This window comes from Parachlamydia sp. AcF125 (assembly GCF_018342475.1).
In the GTDB taxonomy this organism is placed as follows: Bacteria; Chlamydiota; Chlamydiia; order Chlamydiales; family Parachlamydiaceae; genus Parachlamydia.
The window spans coordinates 427,010-452,098 of the sequence record NZ_JAEMUD010000003.1 but is presented as its reverse complement, the minus strand read 5'-3'; the positions used below and the strand labels follow the sequence as shown (position 1 = coordinate 452,098).

The window sequence follows — 25,089 nt, the reverse complement described above, 5'->3', positions numbered from 1 at the left end:
TTTATCGCCGATGGTACTGCACGCAAGAGTGTGGAAGAGTAGGTCGCCGCCAAGTCTTTTTTACTCCATTTTAAATGGAACCCTTTAACCCTAGTAACCTTGTTGCTAGGGTTTTTTTATTTTATTACCCTTTAAACTTTGGCTTCTTTAAAGGGAATTCTCCTGAACTGCAAGGATGTTTCCTTTTGCTCTATTAGCCTATGAACGCCTCTAGAAAGTTGGTTGCGAATCATCCTTCATGCTTGTTTCTATGTGATTTTGCGATTTTTTAAAGGGCAAAAAATTATCGCAAATTTATAGGCTTCAATCAATGAGAGGGTTTCGTAGATTTGGGTGCTTTACTCTCCTTTGTTTATTCGTTTCGCCTTCCCTTAAGCTTAATGGCTTGTCTTTAGCTAACGTAGTCGGCAATCATCTCTCTTTTTTGCCTTTGACCGTTTCAGATAATGGGGGACCTCCAGCCCGATCATGAAACAAATTCAAGTCGGTGATTTGCGCACAAAGGGGAGACAATTTCTAATCGTCTAATTACAGCAGATTAAAACTCTCTTTTAGTAGAGGGGAAAGCATATGCGCATAAGCTGATGCAAGCAGGTATCAGCGTTCCCGCTATTGCTGTTCAAGGGGATGTCACAGCTTTGCGTTGCTTAAATCTAAAATACACCGGTGCCATTTGAACCAATTGAGGCTGCAATCATATTATTTACGCTAATTTTGCTCATCAGCTTACCTATTACAGGGCTGCTTTCCGCATGAAAATAGTCTTTTCATTTTACTCGATCATAAAAAGCCTTGCTTTTTCCAGGCCAACTTGCTAAAGTATGTCTTTCTTCAAAGGGGCAATAGCTCAGTTGGTTAGAGCAGCGGACTCATAACCCGCTGGTCCTTGGTTCAAGTCCAAGTTGCCCCAATTTTTATAACTTGTTGAGTAACAGTGCTTAAGGTTTATAATGATGACATTCAATCATTAAAACCCAAGCCACTAAAATGGGTCGTGGCACACAGGTGGCACAGTTCGACCCTATACACCTCAGCAAATCACAGCAACTATCATTACAGTGATTATGTCACTGCTCACGCTAACCAGCCAAATGGAGCATGAGCATGGCACAAGGCATTCAAAAAAGAATCAGTAAGACAAATATTATAAGCTACAGAGTTCAGATTAGAGAAAGTGATGGCTTTCCTCCAAAATCCAAAACTTTTCCTACACTTCAAGAAGCTAAAGATTGGCAAAAGCAAGAAAAAGCTCGTAGAAGACAAGGATACGGCCCTACTGACCAGATACAAGGCAAGCAGACGCTTGCTAATCTAATCGATAGATATATCGCTATCATTCTTCCTACAAAGCCCAAAGATGCAAGAAACATGAAGCGTCATCTTGACTGGTGGCGCGATAAAATTGGCAAATATGGACTTACAAGAATTTCTCCTGATTTAATTGCTCAATGTAGGCAAGAGCTATCTGAGGGCGTGACTTCAAAGAAAACTAAACGTTCAAACTCAACTGTCAATCGTTATTTGGCTACTCTCTCAACAGTCTTCACATACGGCATTAAAGAGTGTGGTTGGATAATCGACGGTAGTGTTGCAGATGGAGGAACACAAGTACGTAATAGCTCAGAAATAGGAAAAATCTCCATTCTACTTATAGAACAAAAAGAAGGAATGACTCTCATTCATTATCGCTTAGCCTGAACTATCAGCTTTTTGGAATGCAATTGGGTTCAAAGACGCCTAATATTTGAATTTTCATTTATAATCCTTGACAACCGCATCATCTTATGACATAATTTTATTAAAAATGTCACAAGATGAGAGCCATGCCATTTCTACCAAAATTCAATATCACAAATAGTATTACCGCTGCACTTGTAAAAATAGAGCGCACAAGGGGTTTTTTAGAAGCTGCACGGCTGTCAGATGAATGGATTGCTAAAATGCAGGCTAAAACTCTAATTTTAGAAGCTCACTATACAACACATATTGAGGGTACTCACCTAACCCTGGACCAATCTGAACAACTTTTAACTGGACATGAAATAGAGAATGCTGACCCTGAAGATGTTAGAGAGCTTTTGAACTATAAGAGAGCCTTTGATTTAGTTGCAGATTATTTAGGTAGTGGAGAGCCTATACGAGAAGGACTCATTCGAGAAATTCACAAAAGACTTGTTGAAGGTGTTAGAGGAAATTCTGCAACTCCAGGGGAATACAGAAAGATACAAAACTACGTTGCCAATTCTAAAACGAAGGAAATTATTTATACCCCGCCTTCAGCTTTTGAAGTTCCTCTTATGATGACAGAGCTAGTAGAATGGCTAAAAACTGAGCAAGAAATTAACCCTGTCCTTATTGCTGGAATAGCTCAGTTTCAGCTTGTACACATTCACCCATTTCTAGATGGCAACGGACGGTCAGCACGCTTGCTTTCAACACTCTATCTTTACAAAACAGGTTATGATTTTAAACGCCTTTTTACGATTAGCGAATATTATGATAGAGACCGTTCAAATTACTACAAAGCGATTCAATCCGTCCGAGAAAACGATATGGATATGACTTCTTGGTTAGAGTATTTTGTGAATGGATTAGCGACTCAGCTACAGGAAGTTCAAAATCGTGGCCAACAAGTGATGAAACTAGACATTCTGAGCATTCAACATCAACTTTCTAAAAGAGAAAAAGGAGCTCTTGAACAAGCTCTAGATGAAAAAGGATTTTCTATTAAAGAGTTTCAACTTCTTTTTCCTGAAACAAGTAAAAGAACCCTACAACGAGAATTAAAACATTTGCTTGAAATAGGGCTTTTAAAGGTAGAAGGCTCAACCAATGACCGCCGCTATATGATAAACTTGTGACAAATTCCTGTCGCAACTTATGACAAACTTGTGACACAACTTATGACAACTCTTTAAGTTTGTTTATTAATATCGAAGGAAACAAAATGGCTTCACTTTTTTCAAACTCTTCAATTGGAATCCATTCCACCCAGTGAGTACTTCCTCTTTCTTCACGAATTTGAAATCGAGTATTACTATAAATGTTTTCTTCACTGAGTTTAATAGGAAATGCAAAAATAATTTCATGACCTATACTGCCATGATGTTCAAAAATATTTTCGTAAACTATAGGTTTTCCTGTGATTGTGACATTACACTTAAGTTCTTCATTAATTTCTCGAATTAAAGCATCTTCTGCTTTTTCGCCAAATTCAATGCCACCTCCAATCGGGCACCATCCTTTTAAGTTTCCTTGGTCATCAAGTACTTCAAAAACAAGTAATTTATTATCATGCTTAGCAAGACCAATGACTTTACCTCGAATTTTATTAGGAGGCCGCCATACTTGATTTTGTGGCAGAATAGAAATTGCTTGAAGAGCAAAAGGAGTTAATTCTTTTTGAGGAATGTTAGCTAATTCAAACCAATAATTTTCCTCTTCTGGTAAAACTTCAAATCGTTCCTTCCAATCTAATATTTTATATAAAAGACCCACTTGATGAAAACTGTATGGAATATCGTTATCGTGATAATTACCAGTAGAAGTTGCGACAGTTAAAAGTTCTAGTTTAGAGACCTCTATACAAGATTCTTCCATCAGTTCACGTTTTAAAGTCTCTTCTGGCGTTTCTCCAAATTCAATAGCTCCTCCAGGCAAACCCCACAACCCTTTATATGGTCCTGATTTTTTCTGAGTCAGAAGAATTTTAGAGCCTTGAATTACAATTCCATAAGCCCCATGCCTGATGATTTGCTTCATATTTAGCTAATTCCCTGTAAACATAATCGTGAGAGTAAGAAATTTAATCAAAAAGAATGTCCTTGAGAAATTCAATACGAGTAATCAGAAGAAGCATTTTACCTAAGAAAAACCGCCAACGCAATAATTATTAGGTTTTGAAATCAGGAATTTGCTGGCACACTGATGGCACAGTACCACCTTATTTTCATTAACAAATCACATCACTTGACAATTGAACTTTAGACTATGTTCATGCTATCCTTTTGCTGTGAGCAGTGAATAACTGCTGTGAAGTGAGGGAACTCTGCGGACTCATAACCCGCTGGTCCCTGGTTCAAGTCCAGGTTGCCCCACTTTTTTAAACCCTTGATTTACTAGGGAATAAGTGAAAAAACCACCGCTATGAGATAGGCTACACATCGCGCTTATAATTGAAACGGTGCAAAAATGGTGCACTGAAAAACAATTTTACCAGTCGGTCCCTGCATAAGAGGGAGAACCACCCGACCTGAATCAATAAACAATTGATTTTTGGTAGGTGGTTTACTTCTATTTTCAAAAGAAAGCTCAAGAATGGCTACACATGGCGAGCCGTCATTCGTATTAAAGGTTACCCTCCAATCTGTGAAACTTTCGAGCGTAAGCAAGAAGCAGAAGATTGGGAAAAGGAAACCAAGAATCGCATCAAGCAAGGTCAATTCAAATTTGGCCAACAAAAAACAATATACCTTTAACGATTTAGTTGATCGATATGTGAATGATGGAGCGCTCGAGCATCATCGTTCAGCAGATGATACTCTGCGTCATCTAAACTATTGGCGTGAACGATTTGGCAAATATGCACTCGTTCATCTCACCTCCGAATTCCTAGGAAAGGAAAGACAAGTTTTACTTGAAACTTCAACCCATCAAGGCAAAAAACGCACTTCAAGCACTGTGAATCGTTATCTAGCAAGTCTTTCAGCTTGTTTTACCTATGCGGTTAAGCAACTTCGATGGATTCATGAGAGTCCTTGCATGCATTTAATGAAGCTCAAGGAAAATCCGGGAAGAGACCGAATTTTAAGTGATGATGAAACAGATCGATTGCTGGATGCTTGTCAACAAAGTCGTTCTCCTTATCTTTACTGCATTGTCCTTATAGCTATTACCACTGGTGCAAGACACTCAATCTTGAATGGCAACATGTTGATTTTGAAAATAAGCTGGCATACCTCAAAGAGACAAAAAATGGAAAACCAAGAAGCATTCCTCTTGAAGATCCGGTTATCGAAGAACTCAGAAAACTGTATCAAACACGTGATCCACATAAATTAAGAGTTTTTGCAAGCCGTACAGCATTTGGACGGTTAGATCCTAAAAAGTCTTGGAATGTCGCTTTGAAAAAAGCTGGTATTAGCCAAGTCCGTTTTCATGATCTGCGTCATACCTTTGCTACTCTAGCAGCTAAAGATGGGGCTTCCAATAAGGAAGCTAAACAATGGATATAAATGAAGTAGTGCAATTTTACATAACGTACTGGTAATTAACTTGTTTCATGAGTATATTCATTTTCTAAACAAAAGCATCAAGAGGACCATATGAAAATTATAAATAAATTAATTTATTCATGTTTAATCCTTATTCCGTGTATAGCCTTTAGCAATCAAGTTACCAACAATGAAAAACGTGTTTCAAGCCTTATACCCCGTTCAGTCTTATTTCAACAAAAAACCAAGCGTTGTGTAAGCCTATCTCCGAATGGTCAATTTGTAGCGTATGTAGCCCCAGATGAATTTGGAAATTCTTATTTGTGGATTAAAGAGTTATTCAGCACTAAGAATGTAAAAAAAATTATTCCTTATAAAAATTCAGATGGAATTAGAGAAATGCGTTGGCAATTCGATAACAAATATATTTTGATTGCCAATGATGAGAATATGAATGCTAATGTCCATTTGTATCAAATCCAAATTGAAACAGGACAAATTAAAGACCTCACCCCTTTAAACAATATTTTTACAAAAATTATTGCTTACCATCTCCAGCATCCGAATAATATAATTGTTCAATTGTTTCCCATGAATCTTAATGAAGATCAAAAAAAGAATTATAAATGCCCGGGTCTTCATAAAATCAATTTAGAAACAGGTGAAATGACCCTTTACTCGGAGAATCCTGGTAACGTAGCTTTTTGGGGTATAGATAATGAGCTTAACCTCTCCTGCATCTTATCTACAACCGAAGATAACCAAGTGCACATAACCGTTAAAGATAATAAAAATTGGCGACATCTTATTAGCAAGGGAAGAGATGGAAATAAAGATGGAATTACAAGCCCCTTTATAGGATTTTCTAAGGATAATTCAGAACTATACTTACTTTCTGATTTACAGAATGACACAGTCCGTTTGCTAAAAGTAAATTTGCATACAGGAAATTATGAAATTCTTGCTGAAGATCCTCAATATGACTTTTGTTCAGCAAATATCTTTTCAGAAGAAAATTCCACTATTCAATTTGCAGCTATTATAAGAGAAAAATTCGAACAAATTGCTATCGATCCAAACTCCTCTACGGCTTTGAAAGTTTTACAAAACCTTTATCCAGGTATAATTAGAATTTTAGCAACAGATTTATCAAGCCATGTATGGCTTGTACTTCACGAATCAGATAAGTGTCCACCTCACTATTTTGTATACGATGTGAAAACACAAGCTGTTGAGCCTCTATTTAGTGAGAATGAAAGCATTGGCCATTACTTATTGAATGACACTACTTCAATAAATTTCAGCGCTCAAGATGGAATGAAGATTTTTGGCTATTTGACATTACCTCAATCTATTGAAGCAAAAAATTTACCCGCAATTATTCTTGTTCATGGAGGACCTTGGGCTCGAGATTATTGGGAATTTAACCCTATGGTCCAAGCACTTGCTAATAGAGGATATGCAGTTCTTCAAGTAAACTACAGAGGTTCGAGTGGCTACGGCAAGAAATATATGCACGCTGGCTTTTTAGAGATGGGAGGCAAGATATCTCAAGATCTAATTGATGGAAAAAACTGGCTAATAGAGAAAGGATATATTGATCCTACAAGAGTAGCGATTATGGGTCATAGTTTTGGTGGATATAATACTTTAGCAGGATTGATATTTACGCCTGATGAATTTTGCTGCGGAATTGACCTTGCGGGCCCAACTGATCTAGTTGAAATGGTAGGTAAAATGTCGGGAGTAGGAAGCTCTTGGTGGCATAGATATTTTGGCAAAGAAGAAGAATTTTTAAAATCCCGTTCACCACTTTGTCATATTAATAAGATTACCAAACCTTTGATGGTTATTGATGGAGTTAATGATCTTGATGAATGTAAAGGTGAAAAAATGGTTCAAATTATGCGAGAGCATCACTTGCCTGTTACTCACGTAGTATTTTTAGATGAAGGTCATGTTATTGCGAAACCTAAAAATCAACGAAAACTATTTGCAGCAATTGAAAGCTTCTTATCAGCCCATCTAAAAGGCAATTCTGTACCGATTAGCCTAGAGGACGATTTTTCTGAGTTAATACGCTAATAACAAAGACCCTTGCTTATTAAAATCAATGCGGATAATAGGCTTCTCTATTATGTAATAAAAGAACCCAATTGACATATTTGGGTGCTTGTGTTACGCGTAGGGTATGAGAAAGTCAAAATATGATCAGATAATTGAAAGGCTTGCCGAAAGGGCGGTTTTTACGGCAAATGAAGCTCGCGAGGCTGGAATTCCTCCTCGTATGCTCGCGCATTTTTGTAAAAGAGGACTTATTGAGCGAATCAGCCGGGGTATTTATAAAGGAGGAGCTGCTGAAGTAGATATTGATTTCCGATGGGAAGATCTTGCCCTAGTAGCCATGAGCATACCAAATGGGGTGATCTGTCTCATCTCCGCTCTTTGCTATTACGGTTTAACCGATCAAATCATGCGAGAGTTTTGGATTGCTGTACCCCATGCATTAAAGAGTCCAAAAAGACCCAAGACGCGTATCATTCGCATGAGAAATATCGAATTGGGACAAACGGAAATCACAGTGGGAGAAGATCGTCTGAAAATATTTGATAGGGAGAGGACGGTTGTAGATGCTTTTCGACATCTTAGTCATGAAATTGCCCTGAAAGCATTGCAGGCATATCTAAAGCAAAGAGAGCCCAAACCGAATCTCGAAAAACTTTTAAAATATGCTAAAAAGCTGCGTATGAATATTTACCCTTATGTAATGGCCCTGACAACATGAACAAATCTCTAAAGCAATCCTTGAAAGAGAGGCTTAAAGTCGTTGCAAAAGAACGAGATCTAACATTTGAAGAAGTTTGGCACAATCTGATTTTAGAACGCTTTTTGGCACGTCTCTGTCAATCCAAGTACAAGACGAATTTCATTCTAAAAGGAGGAACTCTTCTAGCAAGGTACATTCCCATAGGGAGAGAAACCAAAGACTTAGATTTTCTTGTTGAACGGCTTAAAAATAGCGAGGAGTTTCTTGGAAAAGCTTTTGATGATATTTGCCGCATCAGCCTTTCAGATGGGTTTGAATTTGAAAAAGTCAAAATCGGCAATTTACCACATCCCCACATGGACTACACAGGAATAGAGGTGTTGCTATTAGCAAAATTAGGTAGTCCGCAATCCTATATTCAAATCGATCTAGGTTTTGGTGATATTGTTGAGCCTATTAGCCATTCACTGAACCTAACAGCTACATCAAAAGGCCCTCTATTTGAAAGTCAAATCCAGGTACGATCCTACCCAAAGGAATTTATTTTTGCGGAGAAACTCGAAACCGTTGTGCATCGAGGCATTGGTAACTCGCGAATGAAAGATTTTCACGATCTTATTTCTCTAATTTCTTTAGAGGGTTGTTTGGATAGAGGCTATACCGAAAAAGTAGTTAAAGCAGTATTTCTACATCGGCAGACACAGATTGAATCATTGCCCATTCAACTTGATGCTGAAGCAGCAGAAGTACTGCAATCTGCCTGGCAAAATTACCATGAAAAGACGTTTTCTTCGAAAAAAGACAAGATTCCTTACAGAATCAAAGACGTCATAGCATTGATCAACACTTGGTTGAAAATTAATACGAGTCTTTGCGAATCAGGTGAGCCATGAAAAAATGGTTTATTGCTGATACTCACTTCTCCCACACAAACCTCATCCGATATGCAAATCGTCCCTTTGCTACAGTTGAAGAGATGGATCATAGCCTAATTGCAAATTGGAATAATTGCGTTAGCATGAATGATCAGGTCTATTTTCTCGGGGATTTTGGCTTAGGCGATGCCGATCACCTTCATTCAATTTGTACACAACTGAACGGTCAAAAAGTCTGCCTTAGAGGCAACCATGATCGAAACTCAAATTGGATGCATCGCGTAGGATTTGCCATTGTTTTGGAATCGGCCTTCCTGAAAATTGGCAGGCATGTTGTTGAATTAATCTATATCCCAACAGAAAGCCCTCCAAACCACTTTCAATTGCATGGTCACGTTCACAATAAAAGACCAAGTAAAATCATCTCCAACCAACTGAACCTTTGTGTAGAAGTCTGGAACTACAAGCCGGTTCCCGAAAAGGCTATTGTTAGCCTTTTGGATAAAGCGTCCAAAGAATCTAACACAAAGTGAAATCAGAGAGGCGTTGATCTATTCAATTATGTTGCTCGTCGAGCCTACTCGATAAATGCGCATTACTTATCAATCAAGAAACAAAGAAATGATATAATCCCGGATGATTTCTTCAAATTTGGTGTGTATGACAATTCTTGACAAGAGCTTAGCTATGACTGATTACGATGCGTTACTTGCAGAACTTTGGGATCAACCTGAAGATAGAGTAGATTTCAAAGAACCCTTTTCTTTGGATTCAACTTCCCAAAAACAAGTCTATGGTCTCATAAAAGATATACTGGGCATGTCAAATCGAGAAGGAGGCGGTTTCATTATTATTGGAAAGAAGGACGGAACAAAGGAAGCTGTAGGTTGCAGTGACGAAATAATCAAGTCTTTCGATGGTACCAAAGTGCATGACAAAGTAAAATCACATGGCAAGCCTGAACCAACATTTAGCGTATATTCAGGGATGTCCCCAGAAGGTACAAAAGCCATCATCATTCACGTAAAGGAATTTTCAGAAATACCTATAATCTGTTCAAAAAATCTCTCAATTAACGGCGAGAAAGGGCTGATTCTGCGCTCAGGTGCTATATATATTAGGAGTAAAACAGGAAGCGCTCAAACTTGCGAGATTTCGACCGAACAGGACATGCCTGATTTAATCGATAGGGCTGTTCTAAAGAGTGGGGGAAAACTTACATCAGCTATCAGTGCTTTGATTGGCCGGTATGCTCAGGAAAAAACAGTTGACCCTTTAGCAAAACGCGAATCTCTGCAAAATTGGCAAAGAGAAAAGGACCTACTTGACAAAGAACTTACAACACTTCCGCCCTTGTCAGATCCCATTCTTCAGATCGTGATTCATCCCTCTAATTATGAAAAAAATCTTTTCGATGCTAAAACCCTTCAGAGTAAATTAAGTAGATCTTGTTTCTTCCATGGAGGTTGGTCCTTTCCTTGCCCCGATTTTGAGATCAGAAAGGGATCATATGATCTCAGCGGCGGAAGCATTATCCTTGCCTCTAGCAAACGTTATGCTGATGGGGATTTGGATTCAGTTTTTGGTATGATGGTCTCAGGGCTAGTAACCTATCGGGAAGAGCTAACCTCTGCTTATGACACAAATAGATCTGGTAAGCCATTTTTAATTCTACAAGCATTTTTAACTGTTTATCGTGCGGTGGGATTCTTAGGGCAATGCTTCGGATTTATGCCCTAAGACGAGCGAATTCAAAATTCAAATACTTATCTCAAACACTTATGAACGAATTCCATGTAGAAAAGTCTATCTCCCGCTAGACCATCCAGTGCCTTTTTTTAGAGCAACGGAGATTTCCGCCCCTAAGATTTCATTTGAAGTGGAAGTAAGCCGCGAAGAAGTCTCTACCGATCTTGTCGAAGCTGTCTTTAAAATTGCTAAAAAAATAGTTGAATTTACAGATGCTCAAGTATCCGACGAGGAACTCAAAGCGGAAATTGAAAAAATCGCCAATCTAAGTTAACACACCTTCATTTCAGCGGTGCAAAAAAGTGCACTGTTTTGTATATTGCACCGACACTAACCAACAAAAACCGGTGGACTTTTCATTCAAGAATAGGCTATCATCGAGCTGATTTAGGTTGGATGGTACTGGATATAAGCGAAGTCCCCCTCCCTCATAACCCGCTGGTCCTTGGTTCAAGTCCAAGTTGCCCCACTTTTTTAACTCGCTTGGAATCAACAGGGTTTGTTTTGGCATACTCGCCATACACATAATTCACATGGCATTATCTCAGAACTTTTGTCAGGATTCCACTCCTTTTGCACATTTCACACTTAATCCTGTTTAATTCCTGACAATTCAGTTCATTTGGCACGATTTAAACTGCATTTCAAGTCAAGCTTTACTATACTTGATGATAGTGATAACTTGTATCGTCCATATCTAACCCTAGCTCGTATTCGGCTGCCTGATAATATTCAGAGATGGCCGGATGCTCTCTTTACCAATACTGACGATTTCGTGCTTGCTTTTGCTTTAGGGGATAATAATGGGCAATATTTATACACTCTTTTTGAATTTCAAGAAGCTTTAAATGAAAAATCAAAATCTAATAAGGATTAAAATTCTTTTTGAAGGTTTCAATGAAATACACACTTTATTTGCCAATAGAGCTTGTCGAACTATTTAAAGATCTCTTCGCTTATCCAGAAAAGCCATTATTTGGCTCAGTTGCTACTATACAAAATCACTGTCCACGTATTCGCACAATGCGTATCTATGAATTTAATCAAGATGGCTGTCCTATTCTCCTTACTCACACAGGGTCAAACAAATGGAAAGAATTTGTAAATCAACCGCAAATATTTATCAATATCGTGAATGAAAGCAAACTTTTACAAATTATTGTTTCAGTTCAGCTAGTTCTTGATACCTCAGAATCTGCATATGAGACAGCTAAACGATACTGGAATATGGTACGTTCTGATGTAAAGAAAATTTATGATCTCAAACACAAAATAGAAGAAGCCTACTGCGAGTTTGATGATTTAATCATTCCAGAAGAAACTCCTAATACATTTAGGATAGCTTGTGCAGTTCCCTCTTTTTGGGAAGCGTTACATCTGGAAAGCGAATACACAAAGAGCCATCGGTACCAATTTTACTTGAAAGAAGGCTCCTGGCTAAAACAACGTATTCATGTAGGTTAAATCGATGAATTCTAATAGCGAAAATCATGGGTTATCACTCATTTCTAATCAGGAAGAAAATATTTATAGTGTCGGTATGTCTACAGGAGGAATAGCGGAAATTCGAATGGCAAGAGCCCTTCCAAATCGACATATTTTAGCAACAAATATTGAGCTTGAAGGTGCAAATTTTGCACAGCATCAGATTGAGCAAGCTTCATTATCTGATAGGATAAAAGTAAAAATTGAAGACATCGCAAAACCTCTTCCTTACGCCGATGAATCTTTTGATTTTGTCTATGCCCGATTAGTTCTTCACTACCTCCCCAAGCCTGATCTCCAAAATGCTCTACAAGAACTCCATAGAATTTTAAAATCGACTGGAAGGATTTTTGTTATAGTTCGCTCAGCAGCTTGTTTGGAAGCTCAGGAGGGTTATTATAATCCTAAAAATGGGATGACCACCTACACCTCAAAAAATGGAGACACCTATAACAGGTACTTTCATAGCGAAGATTCAATCTGTGACTTTCTAAAAAGCGTAGGGTTTTATATCAAACATATAAAAACATATGATGAACAGCTATGTATTGATTTCCAACGAACTAAACCATCTAATAACATCGATAACTTAATTGAAGTCTATGCTTCTAAATCGTTGGAGAAAAATTTGTGAAGGAAGATTTTGCATTAGTACCAAGAAACGACACATCCGCTCTCGAATGTGAAGATATCTTATTTAATGGCATTAACGAAGAGGCTGGAAGAGTAAAAGGGCTAAATCCCATTCGCACTTTTTGTTTCAGTATAGAAAATAGCCAAAAGGAAATTTTGGGAGGAGTTAATGGCATCGCCTATTACGGTTGCCTTTATGTAGATATGCTTTGGGTAAGTAGTAAGTTACGAAACAAAGGCTGGGGCACCAAATTAATGCAACAAGCTGAAACTTTAGGCAAACAGGAAGATTGTAGCTTTGCAACTGTGAATACTATGGATTGGGAAGCTTTACCCTTCTACCAAAAGCTTGGATATACAATTGAATTTGTGCGTGAGGGTTATCAAAAGAACTCAAAAATGTATTTTTTAAAAAAAGAATTGTGATTCAATAATATGAAACAAAAATATGTTTACAAACCCAATAGCGATCTTTTTCCAGGAATATTTTTAAAGGAAAAATTAAGAATTCTGAATGTTCTCAACAACGAATGCCTTGATATTGAGCATATCGGTAGTACAGCCATTCCAGGCCTTGGTGGTAAAGGCATCATTGACATAGGTTTGCCTGTTGCCAAAAATGATATCGAGAGTGCTTCCCATAAAATAGAAAGCCTAGGGCCAAAGATCAATTAGTACAAGCCATTGAAACTTTTCAACAAGAACTCTCCAAAATACCCATTGGTGCTGAAATTGAAGCCTGGTTGCAAAGCCTGGATCTGCCAAAAGAGAAGATTGAAGAATATGAAATGTATATGCTCAAGTTAGTCGATCTAGGCTTATTATGGTTGGTTAATCAATCTAGAAGTATGTATGTTAATCGAGTTAACACCCACTAAACATCATTCGATCATTGAAGAAATTCGATGTTCTCCTAAATTAGCAACTTCAGAAAAAGAAAAAATGGTCGAAACATATATCCTCTTTTCCCAGCAATTGTCTAGGGATACCTGCAGACTGATTATGCAAGGTGAAGACCCAGACTTTCAGTGAACGATTAAAAAGGTTAGGGGAACAGATCGACCGTACACCGGAGCGGGATATGCTGCTTCCGCTAAACAACACGGGACTGGTTCGTTTTCTTGGGCCGAACTTTCATTACATGGGAGGCTGCTTTTCAGGACGAGCCGATAGAAGCCCTATAGTGAATTTTTTAAAATAAAAAATCGACAAATCTATCCAATTCCAAGTTTCCATTCCTGGGTAGCAATTTTTTCAATAAAGGTGGCATCGTGCGATATTGCTACAATGGCGCCTTCGAACTCGAGAAGGGACTTTTCAAAGGCTTCCAAGGTCATGAAATCAAGATGGTTCGTCGGCTCATCCAATAAGAGAATGCTGGGCTTTTCCAGAACGAGGGCTAGCAGCATCATCCGCTTTCTTTGCCCTGTGCTCAGTGTGGAAAATGGACGCCTCAGCAAATCCGCTCCACCCAAGGCTGCTTTATGAAGTTCGCGCCTTAAGTCTTCTTCAGAGAGGATAAACCGGCTTTCAAAATATTGAAGGGGTGTTTGATCCATAGGCAGCAGCTCGACTTCCTGGTCTAGGAAAGCGATTTTTGCAGTAGGCGCTGAGCGGATGCCTCCTTCATCCAGTGGGATGATTCCAGCAATCGCTTTCAAAAGAGTCGTTTTCCCACATCCATTCGGACCTGTGACAAGAATTCTGTCTCCTTTGCAGATGTTCTTGCAGAGGTTGGAAAACAAGATTTTATTCCCATATGCCTTGCCCGCATGTTCCAATTCGATAGCAACGGGGGATGCCAAAGGCGATTCGCCAAATTTGAGGCCTTTGATGCTTTTGGGCCTTGGGTGGGGAAGAAGATTGGACTCGATTTCCTCGAGGCGCCCTTTCATTGCATCGAGCTTATGCTGCAGCGACTTCTGATGCTTCTCGCCTCTTTTGTCGTAGGCCCCCATGATGTTGCGGTCTTTCGGAGGAGCTGGCTTTCCTTTGGAAAAGGTAACCGCCTTGATTTTTTGCTTCAGGCTTGCCCTTTCCTCTTCTTGAGCTTCGTAAGCTTTCAGCTGTCTTTTCAGAATCCTGTCCTGCTCTTCCAAGTAGAAATCGTAGCTTCCTCTATAGCTGGCAAGCTTTCCGTTTTTAATTTCGATCAGGCGGTTGCAGGCAGCATTCAGAAACTTGCGGTCATGGGAGACGATCACGCATGCTCCCTCTCTTTGTTTCAAAGCTGCTTCCAGCCATTGAATCATCTCCTGATCGAGATGGTTGGTAGGTTCGTCCAAGAGAAGAAGTTTAGGATTTTCAATCAATGCTTGGGCTAGAGCTGCACGCACGCGCTGCCCACTGCTTAAACTCGACATGGAGAGATCCAGTAGGCTGCTCTCGAGCTTCAATCCGCGCAGCACTTGTTCAATCGGGATCCGGCGGTATCCGCCTAAGCACTCATATTTTTCATGCAGCTCCGCCCATTCCGTTAAACGGCTTGAGTCTTCGAGACAAGCAGCCATTTCTTTTTCGAGATTAGAAAGAGAACTTCCTTCTATGAATTCCCTTACAGCAACTGAAGAATCGGCCAGAATGATTTCCTGTTTAAGGAATCCAATCGAAAGATCGGACGCTCTGCTGAAATCTCCCGAATCAGCTTGCGCTGTTCCAGCCAAAAGCTGAAGAAGCGTTGTTTTCCCAGCCCCGTTTTCTCCGATCAGAGCAAAAACGTCGCCTTCGTTGATTGAAAGAGCTATATCCTCGAAAAGAGAAAAAGAGCCGAAAGATTTAAAAAGATGGGAAAATTGTATAAAGAGCCGAGACATAAGTTTGATCCTTGGTTTGTTTTTAATGAACGGATGGATTCAAACTTAAATTTTCACTGGACGAGGCTCCTTTAACAGGCTATTATTGCTTTTATTTTACCACAAATTCCTGCCTATCTCAAGTTTTTTATGGCATTCGCTCCTATTGGAAGAGGGAGGCAATGCCTATTTTTGGAGCGATAAATGCCCGAAATTGAAAAAAATATAGAAGGATAGACCATCAAGTCGGAAAACTTTTCCAAGAAAAATCTGGATAAATGCTCTTTTACTGGATGCGCCTTCAACAGCTGCGACTTCTCTAAAGCTGTCTTAAGAAGTGCAAAATTCTGCTCATGTACGTTCTCGAATTGCAATTTCAGTCTCGTCAAACTGGATGGCTGCCGTTTGCACGAGGTTCGCTTCTTGGATTGCAAGATTGCCGGAGCTGAATTTTTCAAGTGTGATAAAAAATTTTTCTCAGCGAACTTCAAGAACTGTCTGCTTCAATATTGCAATTTCTCCGATCTGAACATGAAAAAAAGTTCTTACAACGGAAGTAAATTAAAGGACAGCCATTTTACAAACACAACATTGAAAGGAGCTGATTTCAGCGGCGTCGACTTGTTAGGAACGGTCTTTCACAATTGCGGCCTTTGCCATGCAGATTTTTCCAGCAGCACGCAATATGATATCGATCCACGGACGAATAAAATTACGACAGCAAAATTTTCATTTCCTGAAGCAGCCGGTTTGCTGCGCGCTTTCGATATCTCGCTTGTTTAAAAGGCATGAGGAGGAACACAGCTTCCTTTTCACCATCGATAAATGAGCCGTCAACGGCTTGCGAAGCACTTCTTCGATTTCGAAATCCTTTTGTGTAAACATCATGCTCTTCCTCTAGCAGCAAGAGATTCAAGATAGCGGAGATTGAATTGATAAAGCTTTAAGTTTCTGGATTCCCAAGTTCCTCTTTTGACAGTGAAGCCGACTGCTGCAACCGCTCTGCTTAAGCGCAAAAGAGGCATCATCGGCTTGTAATCAGGAACCTTTCTGATGGAGGCATATCCTTCTAAGAAGAAACTTTTACAGTCTGCAGGCCATTCGCCGAACTCCAATGGGCTAAAATCGTCTTCGGCGAACCCTCCCCTCCCGGAAGACCAGTCGATGATTCCTCGCACTTTCCCATCAGAAGCGATAAGATTACCCGAGCGGAAATCACGGTGTATAACGCAAGGGCCGTCGGCGGACGCAAGAAGATCGATATCTTTATCGAAGTGGCGTCTGCATGTTTCAAGCAGACTATCAGGCAGATGGCCTTTGCATTCTTCAAGCCCCTCTTCGAATTTGATCGTAAAAGGAATTCGAGGATCATCGCTCAAATGGGATGGATCTGTGAGGTCTCCATAACCTTCCGCATGTTCGAGATGAATGCGGGCGAGAAGCGAACCGATTTCCCATGCCAAAGCTTTAGTGAGTGTTTTTGATTTAAGAAGATAGCCCTGCACACATTCCATCAACACAGCCGCATCCAGTCCAACTTCTGTTTCTATAAGTTGGATGATCTTCGGCACAGGAATCTTGCCGGCAAAATGGCTTAAGAAATAAGACTCTCTTAAAAAATCTCCGTTTCGAGAGCAGATTTTTAAAATCAGATCAGGGCTTCCCGTTTGCGAGATTTTAAATACGGCAGCCACCATAGCATCTTCATGATCAATGTATGTAAAAATAGCATTTGGAAGATTGAGCTTTCGACGATACAAATCAGCGAGATCATCCATTTTCTTCCATCCGCTCAGAAAATAGAGATAATCCCTCATCCGTTTTGAATGCTATGTCTACCACGCCATCCGGTTCGAACATCTCTATGAACTGTTTGTACATTTGTAACCTGTCTTCTCCTCCGGCCGGTGTCAAAAGAAGCGCTTGTCCGTACTCTGCAATATCTTCTACGATTCGCTCATGCCGATAATAGGCTAATATTGTCCTATTGATTTCTGTCTTTCCGTAACCCTTGTAAAAAAATTCTTCCTCACGCAGATTTTTCCAGGCATTAGCGATACCACCACCGATAAACATGAGATCGCGCTCTTTGGGGGCCATAATAGGTTCGTCCCAATCCACTATGTAGATAGCGCTATTTCCATCTATCAATACATTTCCGCCATGAATGTCTGAATGGCACAGCACGAATTCAGGCGATCGTTTCTGGATCTTTTGGCTTAAAGACTCAGCCCGATTGACCAGGCGGTGAATTACCGCCCTATGTTCCTTCATAAACGCCCACAGCTTCAGAGCCGTTTCATCACCGGTTGGGTTCCCCTCAATATGAGCATCAAGCGCTCGAACAGCTTCACGCCATTTGTCCGAATAGGCTTCTTTCCTGATCCGATCTTTGATTGAAGGCGGCACATCAAATTCATGCACTTGCCTCAATACCTTGCCTAGAGCAATCCATTGCTCATCCGTTAGATTTAAGCAAAATCCGTTCTGTCCATCGACAAACGGGCATACAGTAAGAGTGAAATCGTTGATGTGCTGAGTTAACTCGCCATCTATTGCTTTGATAGGCGGAATGATCTGTTGAATTCCTGACGCCTGTAGCAATGCTAATATTGTGACGCTAATATCATAGTGATGACCACATTTTAGCTTTACGAAATAAGATGTCCCGTCACGCGTCTCGGCTTTATATACGGACGCATTCATATCTGCCCCTAAAGGAAGAAATATAAGCTTACTAACTGCGATGTCGTAATTGGTGTTTAAGCAATCAATAATGTAGTGAGGTGAGAGAAATTGTTTTTCTATCATATTATTGTAAATATACCATTCAGGACTGTTAAGCGATGAAGAAATTCCAGCCGTTCCAAGGGCGGAGAATAAAAAAATTGCATTCGGAACGAACTGGCGTAACGCCCTTTGGACTCGGTTTGCAATCCTTTCCAAAAACTCCATGACCTGCCTACCACTACGATTTCCTTCTTTTCCCATAGGCAGTTCCTAGGAAGCAAGATCCGGTCCCGTCTTAAAAACGAGACGTTTTTAGCTAAAATTGATTGAGGGACGATTTTTATCATGGCATCCAACGGATCGACAATGTTTGCTACGAGCCAAGGATTCCAATCTTGTTTGTCTTCTCCTAAGTATTTAGCCACAAAACGCATTAGGCGATCTTTATCACAGCTTGCCAGGGAAGCTATTCCCCGGATGCCTACATGTTTGAGAATACCTTTTCCCAAGTCGTATTCCACGATTCCGGCAGCGCATTTCGGTTCGGTACGCAGTCTTTTGACAAAGCCGTCTTCTGATGTTCCGAAAATCCAGAGGCAGGAATCTTCCCAAAGAAACCAGGCCCGGGAATCGCGAGGCTCCCCTTTTTCAACTGTCGATAAATGAGCCATTAATGGTTTGTGAGGCACTTCATCGATGTCGAAATCCTTTTGCACAAACATATCTACAAAGCCTTCCTCAGCATAAACATCTTGGAATTTTTGTCATAACCTTCTCTGGTGAATTCGACCGAATATCCAAGCTTTTTATAAAATGGAAGGGCTTCCCAATCCATTGTGTTAACCGTAACAATCCTAGCACCCAGTTCTTCTTGCATTCTGTAATTAAGGCCCTTCCTAACGTTTCTAAATCGTCGATGTCAAAGCGAACGAGGTGCCAATTTTTCCGTCATTTTGCAGCAAAAAAGTCAAAAGGAGAAGAATGAGGAATGCTAACTTGGCTGGGGAAGCAACGTTTAGGACAAAACGTTTCTCAAGAATAGACAACCCAAGCATCGATAGAAGCCAAGATAGTCCACTATGGCTAAAACCAAAATCCTAAAACATGGTTAAATGAACAGAAAAAAAACTATTACTTTTTCAATAATCAATTTTTTAATCCGTGCCATGAGAAGCCATTTATAATAAAAAAACTCCCAGGCAAAGTATAATTCCTAGTTGGAAAACTATATCCATGATTGGTATAGTGTTTTCGCTATAAAGTAGGTTTTTATTGCATAAGTCTTACTTGCCTTTCTCACACGAAAAACTGTACACTGACAAATGCTCTTCTATGGGGCATGTGTCGAAGCCACTTTTATCAGGTTCGAATTCAAAGTCAACTGGATTCTCGAATCGCTCACCTAGTTCTCGCAGTTCTAGAAGCAATTCCTGTTGTCGGGCAAATTGTTTCTTTAATTGAACTCAAAATCGTTCAATCCTACGCACGTCTTCAGCCTACTTCTTGCATTCCTCGAATTGCAACTATTGCATCCCAAGAAGGCCTCCTCAACAGCACACTGAAGTTTATGACAACGATGAGATTTATGTTCATGCTATGGAATTAGAGAAAACTGGTAATGAATTGTGGATTAAAATTGAATGGAAAAAGGGACTACCTATCGAACAATTTTGCTTAAAATCCAACATCCAAGCTGGGAAGATAACAGATCAATTTATTGATATGTTAATGAAAGCCGCTCCCAATTCCACTTTTTCTGTGTCTGACCGTTCTCCTGCTGACCTCATTCAACGTTGCCATTTAAGAGAGGGTGGTCTTAAAGAATTATTTTTTGGAGACTGCACAAAAAAACATGTTACTTTCAAAGGGATTAGGATTGAAAGACAAACTATAAAAAAAGAAAAGCTAGATGAGCTATTAACTTATCTTCAAAAATGCCATGCAGTTTCTAGGTCTCCAATTCGTTTTGATTGAATCTGTGCTTGATGCTATTTTACCCAGATTATACAAAATTAATAACTTTTCTATGTCTTTGTTTGGAAAGATTTAACCATTATATTTCTTCATAACCTTGTATTTCTTTTGCTACGCGGATTCCTGATTCTAAAGCACCATTCATAGATGAAAATTTATCACTTGTATGTTCACCTGCAAAATGAATTCTTCCCTCAACTTTTTTCAAAGAATTTTGTAGTTCGCTCATAGTTGCGGAAAAATAGGAGTATCCTTCCTTCCAAACATGTGTATGATATTCAGCTTTTTCTGGGTCCCAATTGGGATAAAGCTTAGAAAGAGCTTCATCAACAGATTTCTTCCATCCTGATTCAGATAAAGATAACTTTTCAGCCTGATGCCCTACTACACTTATATTCAGAACAGTTTTTTTATAAGGATCAATTTGGAATAATGTTTGTTCTCTAAACCAACCTAAACTATCAGAAAATAAAAAAACACCTGCTCGAGGCGGAACACCAAAAATTGCTGAAGGTGCGATAATTGAAATACGAGCACATAAAGTATAGGCAATGTTTTGGATAGCTGATTGTTTTTCTAGTGAAAGGGAGGGATTGATTTCAATTTTCTTCATTTCTGAGAGGGGAATAGCAAAAATCACTCTTTTTGCTTCAATTGTGAATGTTTCACCTTTTAAGATACATTTTTCCTTTAATTGTTCTATTTTTTGCACACGATGATTAAAAATAATATTTTCTTTCAATTGATTGGCAAATGCCTGAGGTAGTTGGTCATTTCCTCCCTTTATAGCATAAAAAGAGGTTGAATCATCATATTGTTTTAAAAATGTGAGTACGGCATGTGTTGAATTTGTTTTAAAACCATTACCTAACAACCCAATCAGTGTATTAGCCTGTAACCATTCGATAGCATTTTCAGAAGCTCCAACCAATCTTAAAGCATCATATAGAGGCATATCTTCAGATATTTCCTCTAATTTTTTACGAAAGGCATTTAGTAAAAGATATAAAGGTATTTCTTGTTCCTGCCCTTCAAGAAAAGGACCTTTCTCACTTATTTTTCCAGTCCAATCTTTAAACCAGAAAATTCTTTCTATTTGCGTATGCTTTATAATTGGAAGCGCAAATCGGTGAACATAATCCCATAAGGGTTGTTCACCATTACCGAAAGAAAAGGGTCCTAGTTCAAAATGTGTATTGTCAGGTAAATGGTAGGTTAATACCCTACCTCCAACTCGACTTTCTGCTTCTATAACCTTAACATCGTAGCCATGAGATTTAAGATAATCTGCTGAAGCCAAACCAGCAAGTCCCGCTCCAATAACAGCAACTTCACATAAAAGATTGGTCATAAGTCTAAACCTAAGGAAATATTTTTTTTAGGTTACAGTAGTTAATGATTTTAGAGAAGTCCAAAGTTCTGAATGCGTCCAACCGCCCCCGTTTTTTAATTTTCCCTGTAGAAAACAGTTTTTTTGGCTTGCAATTTTCCGTCTTTTATCCCTCATTTTATCGAATGATAGCAAAAATAAGGCACTAGCTGTCAAAGGCTGCTAATCATGACCAAGCTTTTAACTGATTCAATTCCCCCATTTTTCTATGTACATTTTTGCTTTGATTGTTTCCAAACATGGCTACCGTTTTGCCAAATCAATGGCAGGAACTAACTTATTTTCCCCGTAAATGCAAAAAATCTGACTCGGGTTCACAATCCAATGGGGGCGTTTTGTACTTCGTTGTAAATTCTTTTCTTAACTTTAAGAAAAAAGAGATCCTATCTTGGATAGAAGAAAGCCCAAGCAAAAACGGAAAGTCGCATCGCAATATCGGGCCTTTATACGGCTTGTAAAGCCCATAAGACGTTTAGAAAGACATTTTGGTTGCGAACGAGAAAGGAAGTTATGGCTTTCGAAAGGCATTTTATCTCCTGCTACCAAGGAAAAATTATAAAGCTAAAAATCCCCTCGGAGTGACAGGAAAAATGAGGATGCCTTGCCAAAGTGTGTCGAAATATCGGAAGCGTGAAAAGCTCTTCAATATACGGCCCCCCCGAAAAAAAAGCTATAATCATGAAAAAGCTTGAGCTTGATGCGATGCTTATCCAGCAGCATGCAATTAATATTTGTTGCTGCCTTACAATTGAAGGGACAGGGAAAAAGTCTGATTTAGATCCGGGCAAACTCCTTTGCAGCATGCCTGTAATACTATAGGCTTTGATAAAGCGGGTAAGAAGGCCTTTCAATAACGACTAAGAACACCTAAGGAAAGCAAAGCTAAATTCTAAGCGCCAAGCTAAAAGCCAAAACTTTTATTAAAACTATTTATGGATTACTTTTAATACATTAAGCGATTTGTACGTCTTATGACTGGGTCCTTTTCTAAAATAGATGAACAATCGTTTAAGTAATCATAGACATTCAAATTATAACCACCTGCTGTTGCAAGCAAAGGAGCGGATGGAGGTTTTACTTGGTAGAATCCAAGCTGTCGCGTAATTTGTTTAATCCTTTTTATGGATGAACCTTTTTTCAAGTTATAACCACCTGCTGTTGCAAACAAAGGAGCGGATGGAGGTTTTACTTGGTAGAATCCAAGCTGTCGCATAATTTGTTTAATCCTTTTTATGGATGAACCTTTTTTCAAGTACAACCAAGTCCCGCTGATGTCTTCGGAATGTGGCAAATCGCAAAATATAGAAGAAACTTTAGCATTTAATCTATCGACAGTATCTTTTACAAGAAGATTGGGAATTGCTTCCTCTAAGCTTAAGGCAACCTCGTCATGAGGGCATTTTCCTGGCATGGCAAATGAACTTTTATCAAAGGTATGTCCGCACTTGGCCACGAGAGGATCTTTAAATATTTTCTTAGAAATAGGACATGTAAGAATGCTTGTTACGACACTTCTGTCATCTAGATTTTCTGTTTCTACACGTTTGGCCAAAGCTGCATTAAATAGTTTCAACCTTTGCAAAAATCCTACATATTCTTCAGCTGCTTTTAGCTTTAATTCAGTTAACCATTCTTGATTTTTAATGATTTCAGTTGGCTCGTATTCTGTATTGCAAGCAGGGCATGATATAACACCTTTATTAGTAGCAAATTCTTCAAGCGTAGCATTTTCCTTAAAAAGGATATCGGCTCCCACGCCAAGTTTAGATTTCATTCTAGACCAGCTAAACTTTATAAGGCTTGATTCATTGAATATCATTGGATGTTCGTCATGACATGGCAAGACTGCTGGATTGGTAAGCAACTCGCGCGAAAGGACACATCGGTGTTTAAAGGTAGGAGCCTGTTCATGCGTTGAAATAAATATTGCGGCGATGTTATTTAGAACCGATGTTAAATCTTTTATAATGGGATTGCTTCGCAATTGCTCTACAGTTAAAGGTTTCCGATCTAGTGGACATTTAGCTTTGTGCTCAAGATGCTGGCAAATATAGGGAAAATCAAAAGTGTGTCCGCAAGGACTAATGACTGGAGCAGAAAAAGTATCTAAGGAAATTGGGCATGATATATCAATTTTTAAAGTCATAAAAAGCTCGTTAGTTGGAATTCAACTAATTATAAAATAAAAAAATGTCTTAGATTATAAAATAAAAGCGCCTTATATGCAGATAAATAAATTAAGTTTAACAAAAATCAAACAATCAAACTCTCTGATCTTTCTTAAGATTATTCTCTTCACAGAGAAACAAGGATAGGACGCCACCCGGATTATTTGCTAGACAATCCTCATTCATGGTAAAACGACCATAAATATTTCATTATCCTAAACCGCTGTTGGTTTGAGGAGGCTAAGTGGGCGAATGGCATTGAAGCATTAGAAAACTATAAGGAAGAGTGGAATGACCGGCACGGCTGTTGGCCAGGCCGCGTCCCTTGCACAAATTTGCAAGCCATGGGGCAGGTGCTTCCCGAATGCTTGCTGTGAGCATGATTGGGGGATCTATTGAAGAATGGCGGAGCTTAAGAGACCAGCTTATTCTTAGTTGACTTGTAAACAAATAAAATTTTTCAAATTATCTCGTTAGGTAAAAAATAATTTCAGGTCTGTTTATTTATGTTGTTTTTTAGCGTTGTGATTGTAAAATTACACGCTAAATTAGATTCAAATAAATAAGGCGATAAAAATGAAAAATAAAATTACATATCTGATTCTTGCTTTTTTAGCTAATTTTTCTTTTACGTTTTCCGCTTATTGTCAACTTATGGCGAATGACGTTTATTGTCCCGAGCCTTATATCGCAGCTCCTGCTCCAGATTTTGATTGTGATGTACGTGACGCATATCGCTATGCTTATCTGGGTGTGGGCCCCGTTATCTTTATTCCTAATGTTGGTATCGGCTATAGAGAGCGCTATTCTCAATTTGGTTGGGACACAGGCCTTAGTTTTTCGACTATTGGGTACGCCCATCAACTGGGTGCTCATTTGGTCGGTCATTATTATCTTAGTCCTTTACGAAAAAATTCTGTTTATTTTGACATTGGTTTGACAGTAAGTGGAACTTTGACTAATCGCAAAGAAGGCGGTGGCACACTATCATCAGACTTCGTTTTTGGTAAGGAACTTGAAAAGAATGGTGACAACAGCCATTTTATTGAAATGCATGTGCCTATTCCAACACCGTAGATGGACTCAAAACATACCCATTTAATGTATTTTCCTCTCATGTATATTAAATATGGAATTGCATTCTAATTCTTGTCCTTTCTTTCACAGTCCTCTTTTAGGACTGTGAAAAGTGGTCTTTTCCTGTAAAATCTTCTATTTGGAACCTGGAAACGGGATACGACTATAAAAAAAATAGCAAGTTTACCCTGCTAATATCCCTTGCAAGCTTCAGTGGATATGCGCCTGCGATTTCT

The 25,089-nt window shown here is 39.1% G+C and carries 27 protein-coding genes, 1 tRNA gene and 1 pseudogene; 21 read left to right on the top strand and 8 right to left on the bottom strand.

What is annotated here, in order from left to right:
• Positions 1 to 836 precede the first annotated feature (836 nt).
• From PARA125_RS08115 to PARA125_RS08105, 3 genes are all read left to right on the top strand, one after another.
• A tRNA-Ile gene (locus PARA125_RS08115) sits at positions 837 to 910 on the top strand.
• Between the two features lie 194 nt (positions 911 to 1,104).
• The gene (locus tag PARA125_RS08110) at positions 1,105 to 1,698 is read left to right on the top strand and encodes a site-specific integrase (RefSeq protein WP_249274274.1); all 594 of its coding nucleotides are present in this window, start codon (positions 1,105 to 1,107) and stop codon (positions 1,696 to 1,698) included.
• A 125-nt stretch (positions 1,699 to 1,823) separates the two neighbouring features.
• Positions 1,824 to 2,861 (top strand): Fic family protein, encoded by a 1,038-nt coding sequence (locus PARA125_RS08105; protein WP_213158368.1) that lies wholly within the window; start codon positions 1,824 to 1,826, stop codon positions 2,859 to 2,861.
• A gap of 40 nt (positions 2,862 to 2,901) precedes the next feature.
• Here PARA125_RS08105 and PARA125_RS08100 read toward each other — a convergent pair whose 3' ends face one another.
• Complete coding sequence (locus PARA125_RS08100) at positions 2,902 to 3,762, bottom strand: NUDIX domain-containing protein (protein WP_213158367.1); 861 nt, start codon at positions 3,760 to 3,762, stop codon at positions 2,902 to 2,904.
• A gap of 687 nt (positions 3,763 to 4,449) precedes the next feature.
• On the opposite strand from PARA125_RS08100, the gene PARA125_RS09860 reads away from it, so the two are divergent.
• The 8 genes from PARA125_RS09860 to PARA125_RS08065 all read left to right on the top strand — a co-directional run bounded on the left by PARA125_RS09860 (position 4,450) and on the right by PARA125_RS08065 (position 10,878).
• Complete coding sequence (locus PARA125_RS09860) at positions 4,450 to 5,061, top strand: tyrosine-type recombinase/integrase (protein WP_249274273.1); 612 nt, start codon at positions 4,450 to 4,452, stop codon at positions 5,059 to 5,061.
• Positions 4,950 to 5,234 (top strand): site-specific integrase, encoded by a 285-nt coding sequence (locus PARA125_RS10215; protein WP_502920598.1) that lies wholly within the window; start codon positions 4,950 to 4,952, stop codon positions 5,232 to 5,234. Before PARA125_RS09860 ends, PARA125_RS10215 begins: the two co-directional genes overlap by 112 nt.
• Before the next feature lie 90 nt (positions 5,235 to 5,324).
• Entirely contained in the window at positions 5,325 to 7,298 is a 1,974-nt protein-coding gene (locus tag PARA125_RS08090; protein ID WP_213158365.1) for an alpha/beta hydrolase family protein, read from the top strand.
• Between the two features lie 106 nt (positions 7,299 to 7,404).
• Complete coding sequence (locus PARA125_RS08085) at positions 7,405 to 7,998, top strand: type IV toxin-antitoxin system AbiEi family antitoxin domain-containing protein (protein ID WP_213158364.1); 594 nt, start codon at positions 7,405 to 7,407, stop codon at positions 7,996 to 7,998.
• Positions 7,995 to 8,873: a nucleotidyl transferase AbiEii/AbiGii toxin family protein gene (locus PARA125_RS08080; protein WP_213158363.1), complete on the top strand. Its 879-nt coding sequence runs from the start codon at positions 7,995 to 7,997 to the stop codon at positions 8,871 to 8,873. The genes PARA125_RS08085 and PARA125_RS08080 overlap by 4 nt, the downstream gene beginning before the upstream one ends.
• Positions 8,870 to 9,388: a metallophosphoesterase gene (locus tag PARA125_RS08075; RefSeq protein ID WP_213158362.1), complete on the top strand. Its 519-nt coding sequence runs from the start codon at positions 8,870 to 8,872 to the stop codon at positions 9,386 to 9,388. The genes PARA125_RS08080 and PARA125_RS08075 overlap by 4 nt, the downstream gene beginning before the upstream one ends.
• Positions 9,389 to 9,542: 154 nt before the next feature.
• Positions 9,543 to 10,595, top strand: a complete 1,053-nt coding sequence (locus tag PARA125_RS08070) for an AlbA family DNA-binding domain-containing protein (protein ID WP_213158361.1) — start codon at positions 9,543 to 9,545, stop codon at positions 10,593 to 10,595.
• An 88-nt stretch (positions 10,596 to 10,683) separates the two neighbouring features.
• Positions 10,684 to 10,878 (top strand): hypothetical protein, encoded by a 195-nt coding sequence (locus tag PARA125_RS08065; RefSeq protein ID WP_213158360.1) that lies wholly within the window; start codon positions 10,684 to 10,686, stop codon positions 10,876 to 10,878.
• Between the two features lie 12 nt (positions 10,879 to 10,890).
• Here the strand turns inward: PARA125_RS08065 and PARA125_RS08060 are convergent, their stop codons facing one another.
• Positions 10,891 to 11,115, bottom strand: coding sequence for a hypothetical protein (locus PARA125_RS08060; protein ID WP_213158359.1), 225 nt, complete (start codon positions 11,113 to 11,115; stop codon positions 10,891 to 10,893).
• 171 nt (positions 11,116 to 11,286) lie between these two features.
• On the opposite strand from PARA125_RS08060, the gene PARA125_RS08055 reads away from it, so the two are divergent.
• The 6 genes from PARA125_RS08055 (at position 11,287) to PARA125_RS08030 (ending at position 13,754) form a co-directional block, all read left to right on the top strand.
• Positions 11,287 to 11,481 carry a hypothetical protein gene (locus tag PARA125_RS08055; RefSeq protein ID WP_213158358.1) on the top strand — a complete coding sequence of 65 codons (195 nt, stop codon included), beginning with the start codon at positions 11,287 to 11,289 and terminating at the stop codon, positions 11,479 to 11,481.
• A 20-nt stretch (positions 11,482 to 11,501) separates the two neighbouring features.
• Positions 11,502 to 12,068, top strand: coding sequence for a hypothetical protein (locus PARA125_RS08050; RefSeq protein ID WP_213158357.1), 567 nt, complete (start codon positions 11,502 to 11,504; stop codon positions 12,066 to 12,068).
• A 4-nt stretch (positions 12,069 to 12,072) separates the two neighbouring features.
• Positions 12,073 to 12,723, top strand: coding sequence for a class I SAM-dependent methyltransferase (locus PARA125_RS08045; RefSeq protein ID WP_213158356.1), 651 nt, complete (start codon positions 12,073 to 12,075; stop codon positions 12,721 to 12,723).
• Entirely contained in the window at positions 12,720 to 13,148 is a 429-nt protein-coding gene (locus PARA125_RS08040) for a GNAT family N-acetyltransferase (RefSeq protein WP_349305710.1), read from the top strand. Before PARA125_RS08045 ends, PARA125_RS08040 begins: the two co-directional genes overlap by 4 nt.
• 9 nt (positions 13,149 to 13,157) lie before the next feature.
• Positions 13,158 to 13,397: a GrpB family protein gene (locus tag PARA125_RS08035; protein ID WP_213158355.1), complete on the top strand. Its 240-nt coding sequence runs from the start codon at positions 13,158 to 13,160 to the stop codon at positions 13,395 to 13,397.
• Between the two features lie 177 nt (positions 13,398 to 13,574).
• Positions 13,575 to 13,754, top strand: a complete 180-nt coding sequence (locus PARA125_RS08030; RefSeq protein WP_213158354.1) for a hypothetical protein — start codon at positions 13,575 to 13,577, stop codon at positions 13,752 to 13,754.
• 182 nt (positions 13,755 to 13,936) lie between these two features.
• Here PARA125_RS08030 and abc-f read toward each other — a convergent pair whose 3' ends face one another.
• The gene (gene abc-f, locus PARA125_RS08025; RefSeq protein ID WP_213158353.1) at positions 13,937 to 15,535 is read right to left on the bottom strand and encodes a ribosomal protection-like ABC-F family protein; all 1,599 of its coding nucleotides are present in this window, start codon (positions 15,533 to 15,535) and stop codon (positions 13,937 to 13,939) included.
• 219 nt (positions 15,536 to 15,754) lie between these two features.
• Between abc-f and PARA125_RS10210 the strand changes: the two are divergent.
• Positions 15,755 to 15,895: pseudogene (locus PARA125_RS10210) on the top strand (pentapeptide repeat-containing protein); the annotation flags it as partial.
• 42 nt (positions 15,896 to 15,937) lie between these two features.
• Entirely contained in the window at positions 15,938 to 16,297 is a 360-nt protein-coding gene (locus tag PARA125_RS08020; protein WP_213158352.1) for a pentapeptide repeat-containing protein, read from the top strand.
• A gap of 101 nt (positions 16,298 to 16,398) precedes the next feature.
• Here the strand turns inward: PARA125_RS08020 and PARA125_RS08015 are convergent, their stop codons facing one another.
• From PARA125_RS08015 to PARA125_RS08005, 3 genes are read right to left on the bottom strand one after another with little or no spacing between them, the layout of a single operon-like run.
• Complete coding sequence (locus PARA125_RS08015) at positions 16,399 to 17,292, bottom strand: aminoglycoside phosphotransferase family protein (RefSeq protein WP_213158351.1); 894 nt, start codon at positions 17,290 to 17,292, stop codon at positions 16,399 to 16,401.
• Positions 17,285 to 18,325, bottom strand: coding sequence for an aminoglycoside phosphotransferase family protein (locus tag PARA125_RS08010; protein WP_213158350.1), 1,041 nt, complete (start codon positions 18,323 to 18,325; stop codon positions 17,285 to 17,287). The genes PARA125_RS08015 and PARA125_RS08010 overlap by 8 nt, the downstream gene beginning before the upstream one ends.
• The gene (locus PARA125_RS08005; protein ID WP_213158348.1) at positions 18,322 to 18,966 is read right to left on the bottom strand and encodes a pyridoxamine 5'-phosphate oxidase family protein; all 645 of its coding nucleotides are present in this window, start codon (positions 18,964 to 18,966) and stop codon (positions 18,322 to 18,324) included. The genes PARA125_RS08010 and PARA125_RS08005 overlap by 4 nt, the downstream gene beginning before the upstream one ends.
• 874 nt (positions 18,967 to 19,840) lie before the next feature.
• On the opposite strand from PARA125_RS08005, the gene PARA125_RS08000 reads away from it, so the two are divergent.
• Positions 19,841 to 20,218, top strand: a complete 378-nt coding sequence (locus tag PARA125_RS08000; protein WP_213158346.1) for a hypothetical protein — start codon at positions 19,841 to 19,843, stop codon at positions 20,216 to 20,218.
• Between the two features lie 79 nt (positions 20,219 to 20,297).
• Here PARA125_RS08000 and PARA125_RS07995 read toward each other — a convergent pair whose 3' ends face one another.
• Entirely contained in the window at positions 20,298 to 21,569 is a 1,272-nt protein-coding gene (locus PARA125_RS07995; protein WP_213158344.1) for a flavin monoamine oxidase family protein, read from the bottom strand.
• Between the two features lie 982 nt (positions 21,570 to 22,551).
• A complete protein-coding gene (locus PARA125_RS07990; RefSeq protein ID WP_213158343.1) occupies positions 22,552 to 23,754 on the bottom strand; it encodes a U-box domain-containing protein in 1,203 nt (400 codons plus the stop codon).
• Between the two features lie 598 nt (positions 23,755 to 24,352).
• On the opposite strand from PARA125_RS07990, the gene PARA125_RS07985 reads away from it, so the two are divergent.
• Complete coding sequence (locus tag PARA125_RS07985) at positions 24,353 to 24,853, top strand: hypothetical protein (RefSeq protein WP_213158342.1); 501 nt, start codon at positions 24,353 to 24,355, stop codon at positions 24,851 to 24,853.
• The last annotated feature ends 236 nt before the right edge of the window (positions 24,854 to 25,089 follow it).

Coding starts and splice junctions, on each gene's coding strand:
- PARA125_RS07985 (WP_213158342.1), top strand. CDS start 24,353: ATGAAAAATAAAATTACATATCTGATTCTTGCTTTTTTAGCTAATTTT.
- PARA125_RS08090 (WP_213158365.1), top strand. CDS start 5,325: ATGAAAATTATAAATAAATTAATTTATTCATGTTTAATCCTTATTCCG.
- abc-f (WP_213158353.1), bottom strand. CDS start 15,535: ATGTCTCGGCTCTTTATACAATTTTCCCATCTTTTTAAATCTTTCGGC.
- PARA125_RS07995 (WP_213158344.1), bottom strand. CDS start 21,569: ATGACCAATCTTTTATGTGAAGTTGCTGTTATTGGAGCGGGACTTGCT.
- PARA125_RS08060 (WP_213158359.1), bottom strand. CDS start 11,115: ATGCCAAAACAAACCCTGTTGATTCCAAGCGAGTTAAAAAAGTGGGGC.
- PARA125_RS08015 (WP_213158351.1), bottom strand. CDS start 17,292: ATGGATGATCTCGCTGATTTGTATCGTCGAAAGCTCAATCTTCCAAAT.
- PARA125_RS08030 (WP_213158354.1), top strand. CDS start 13,575: ATGTTAATCGAGTTAACACCCACTAAACATCATTCGATCATTGAAGAA.
- PARA125_RS08110 (WP_249274274.1), top strand. CDS start 1,105: ATGGCACAAGGCATTCAAAAAAGAATCAGTAAGACAAATATTATAAGC.
- PARA125_RS08000 (WP_213158346.1), top strand. CDS start 19,841: ATGGAATTAGAGAAAACTGGTAATGAATTGTGGATTAAAATTGAATGG.
- PARA125_RS08070 (WP_213158361.1), top strand. CDS start 9,543: ATGACTGATTACGATGCGTTACTTGCAGAACTTTGGGATCAACCTGAA.
- PARA125_RS08005 (WP_213158348.1), bottom strand. CDS start 18,966: ATGTTTGTGCAAAAGGATTTCGACATCGATGAAGTGCCTCACAAACCA.
- PARA125_RS08050 (WP_213158357.1), top strand. CDS start 11,502: ATGAAATACACACTTTATTTGCCAATAGAGCTTGTCGAACTATTTAAA.
- PARA125_RS08075 (WP_213158362.1), top strand. CDS start 8,870: ATGAAAAAATGGTTTATTGCTGATACTCACTTCTCCCACACAAACCTC.
- PARA125_RS08010 (WP_213158350.1), bottom strand. CDS start 18,325: ATGATAGAAAAACAATTTCTCTCACCTCACTACATTATTGATTGCTTA.
- PARA125_RS08035 (WP_213158355.1), top strand. CDS start 13,158: ATGAAACAAAAATATGTTTACAAACCCAATAGCGATCTTTTTCCAGGA.
- PARA125_RS08085 (WP_213158364.1), top strand. CDS start 7,405: ATGAGAAAGTCAAAATATGATCAGATAATTGAAAGGCTTGCCGAAAGG.
- PARA125_RS08100 (WP_213158367.1), bottom strand. CDS start 3,762: ATGAAGCAAATCATCAGGCATGGGGCTTATGGAATTGTAATTCAAGGC.
- PARA125_RS08045 (WP_213158356.1), top strand. CDS start 12,073: ATGAATTCTAATAGCGAAAATCATGGGTTATCACTCATTTCTAATCAG.
- PARA125_RS08080 (WP_213158363.1), top strand. CDS start 7,995: ATGAACAAATCTCTAAAGCAATCCTTGAAAGAGAGGCTTAAAGTCGTT.
- PARA125_RS08105 (WP_213158368.1), top strand. CDS start 1,824: ATGCCATTTCTACCAAAATTCAATATCACAAATAGTATTACCGCTGCA.
- PARA125_RS07990 (WP_213158343.1), bottom strand. CDS start 23,754: ATGACTTTAAAAATTGATATATCATGCCCAATTTCCTTAGATACTTTT.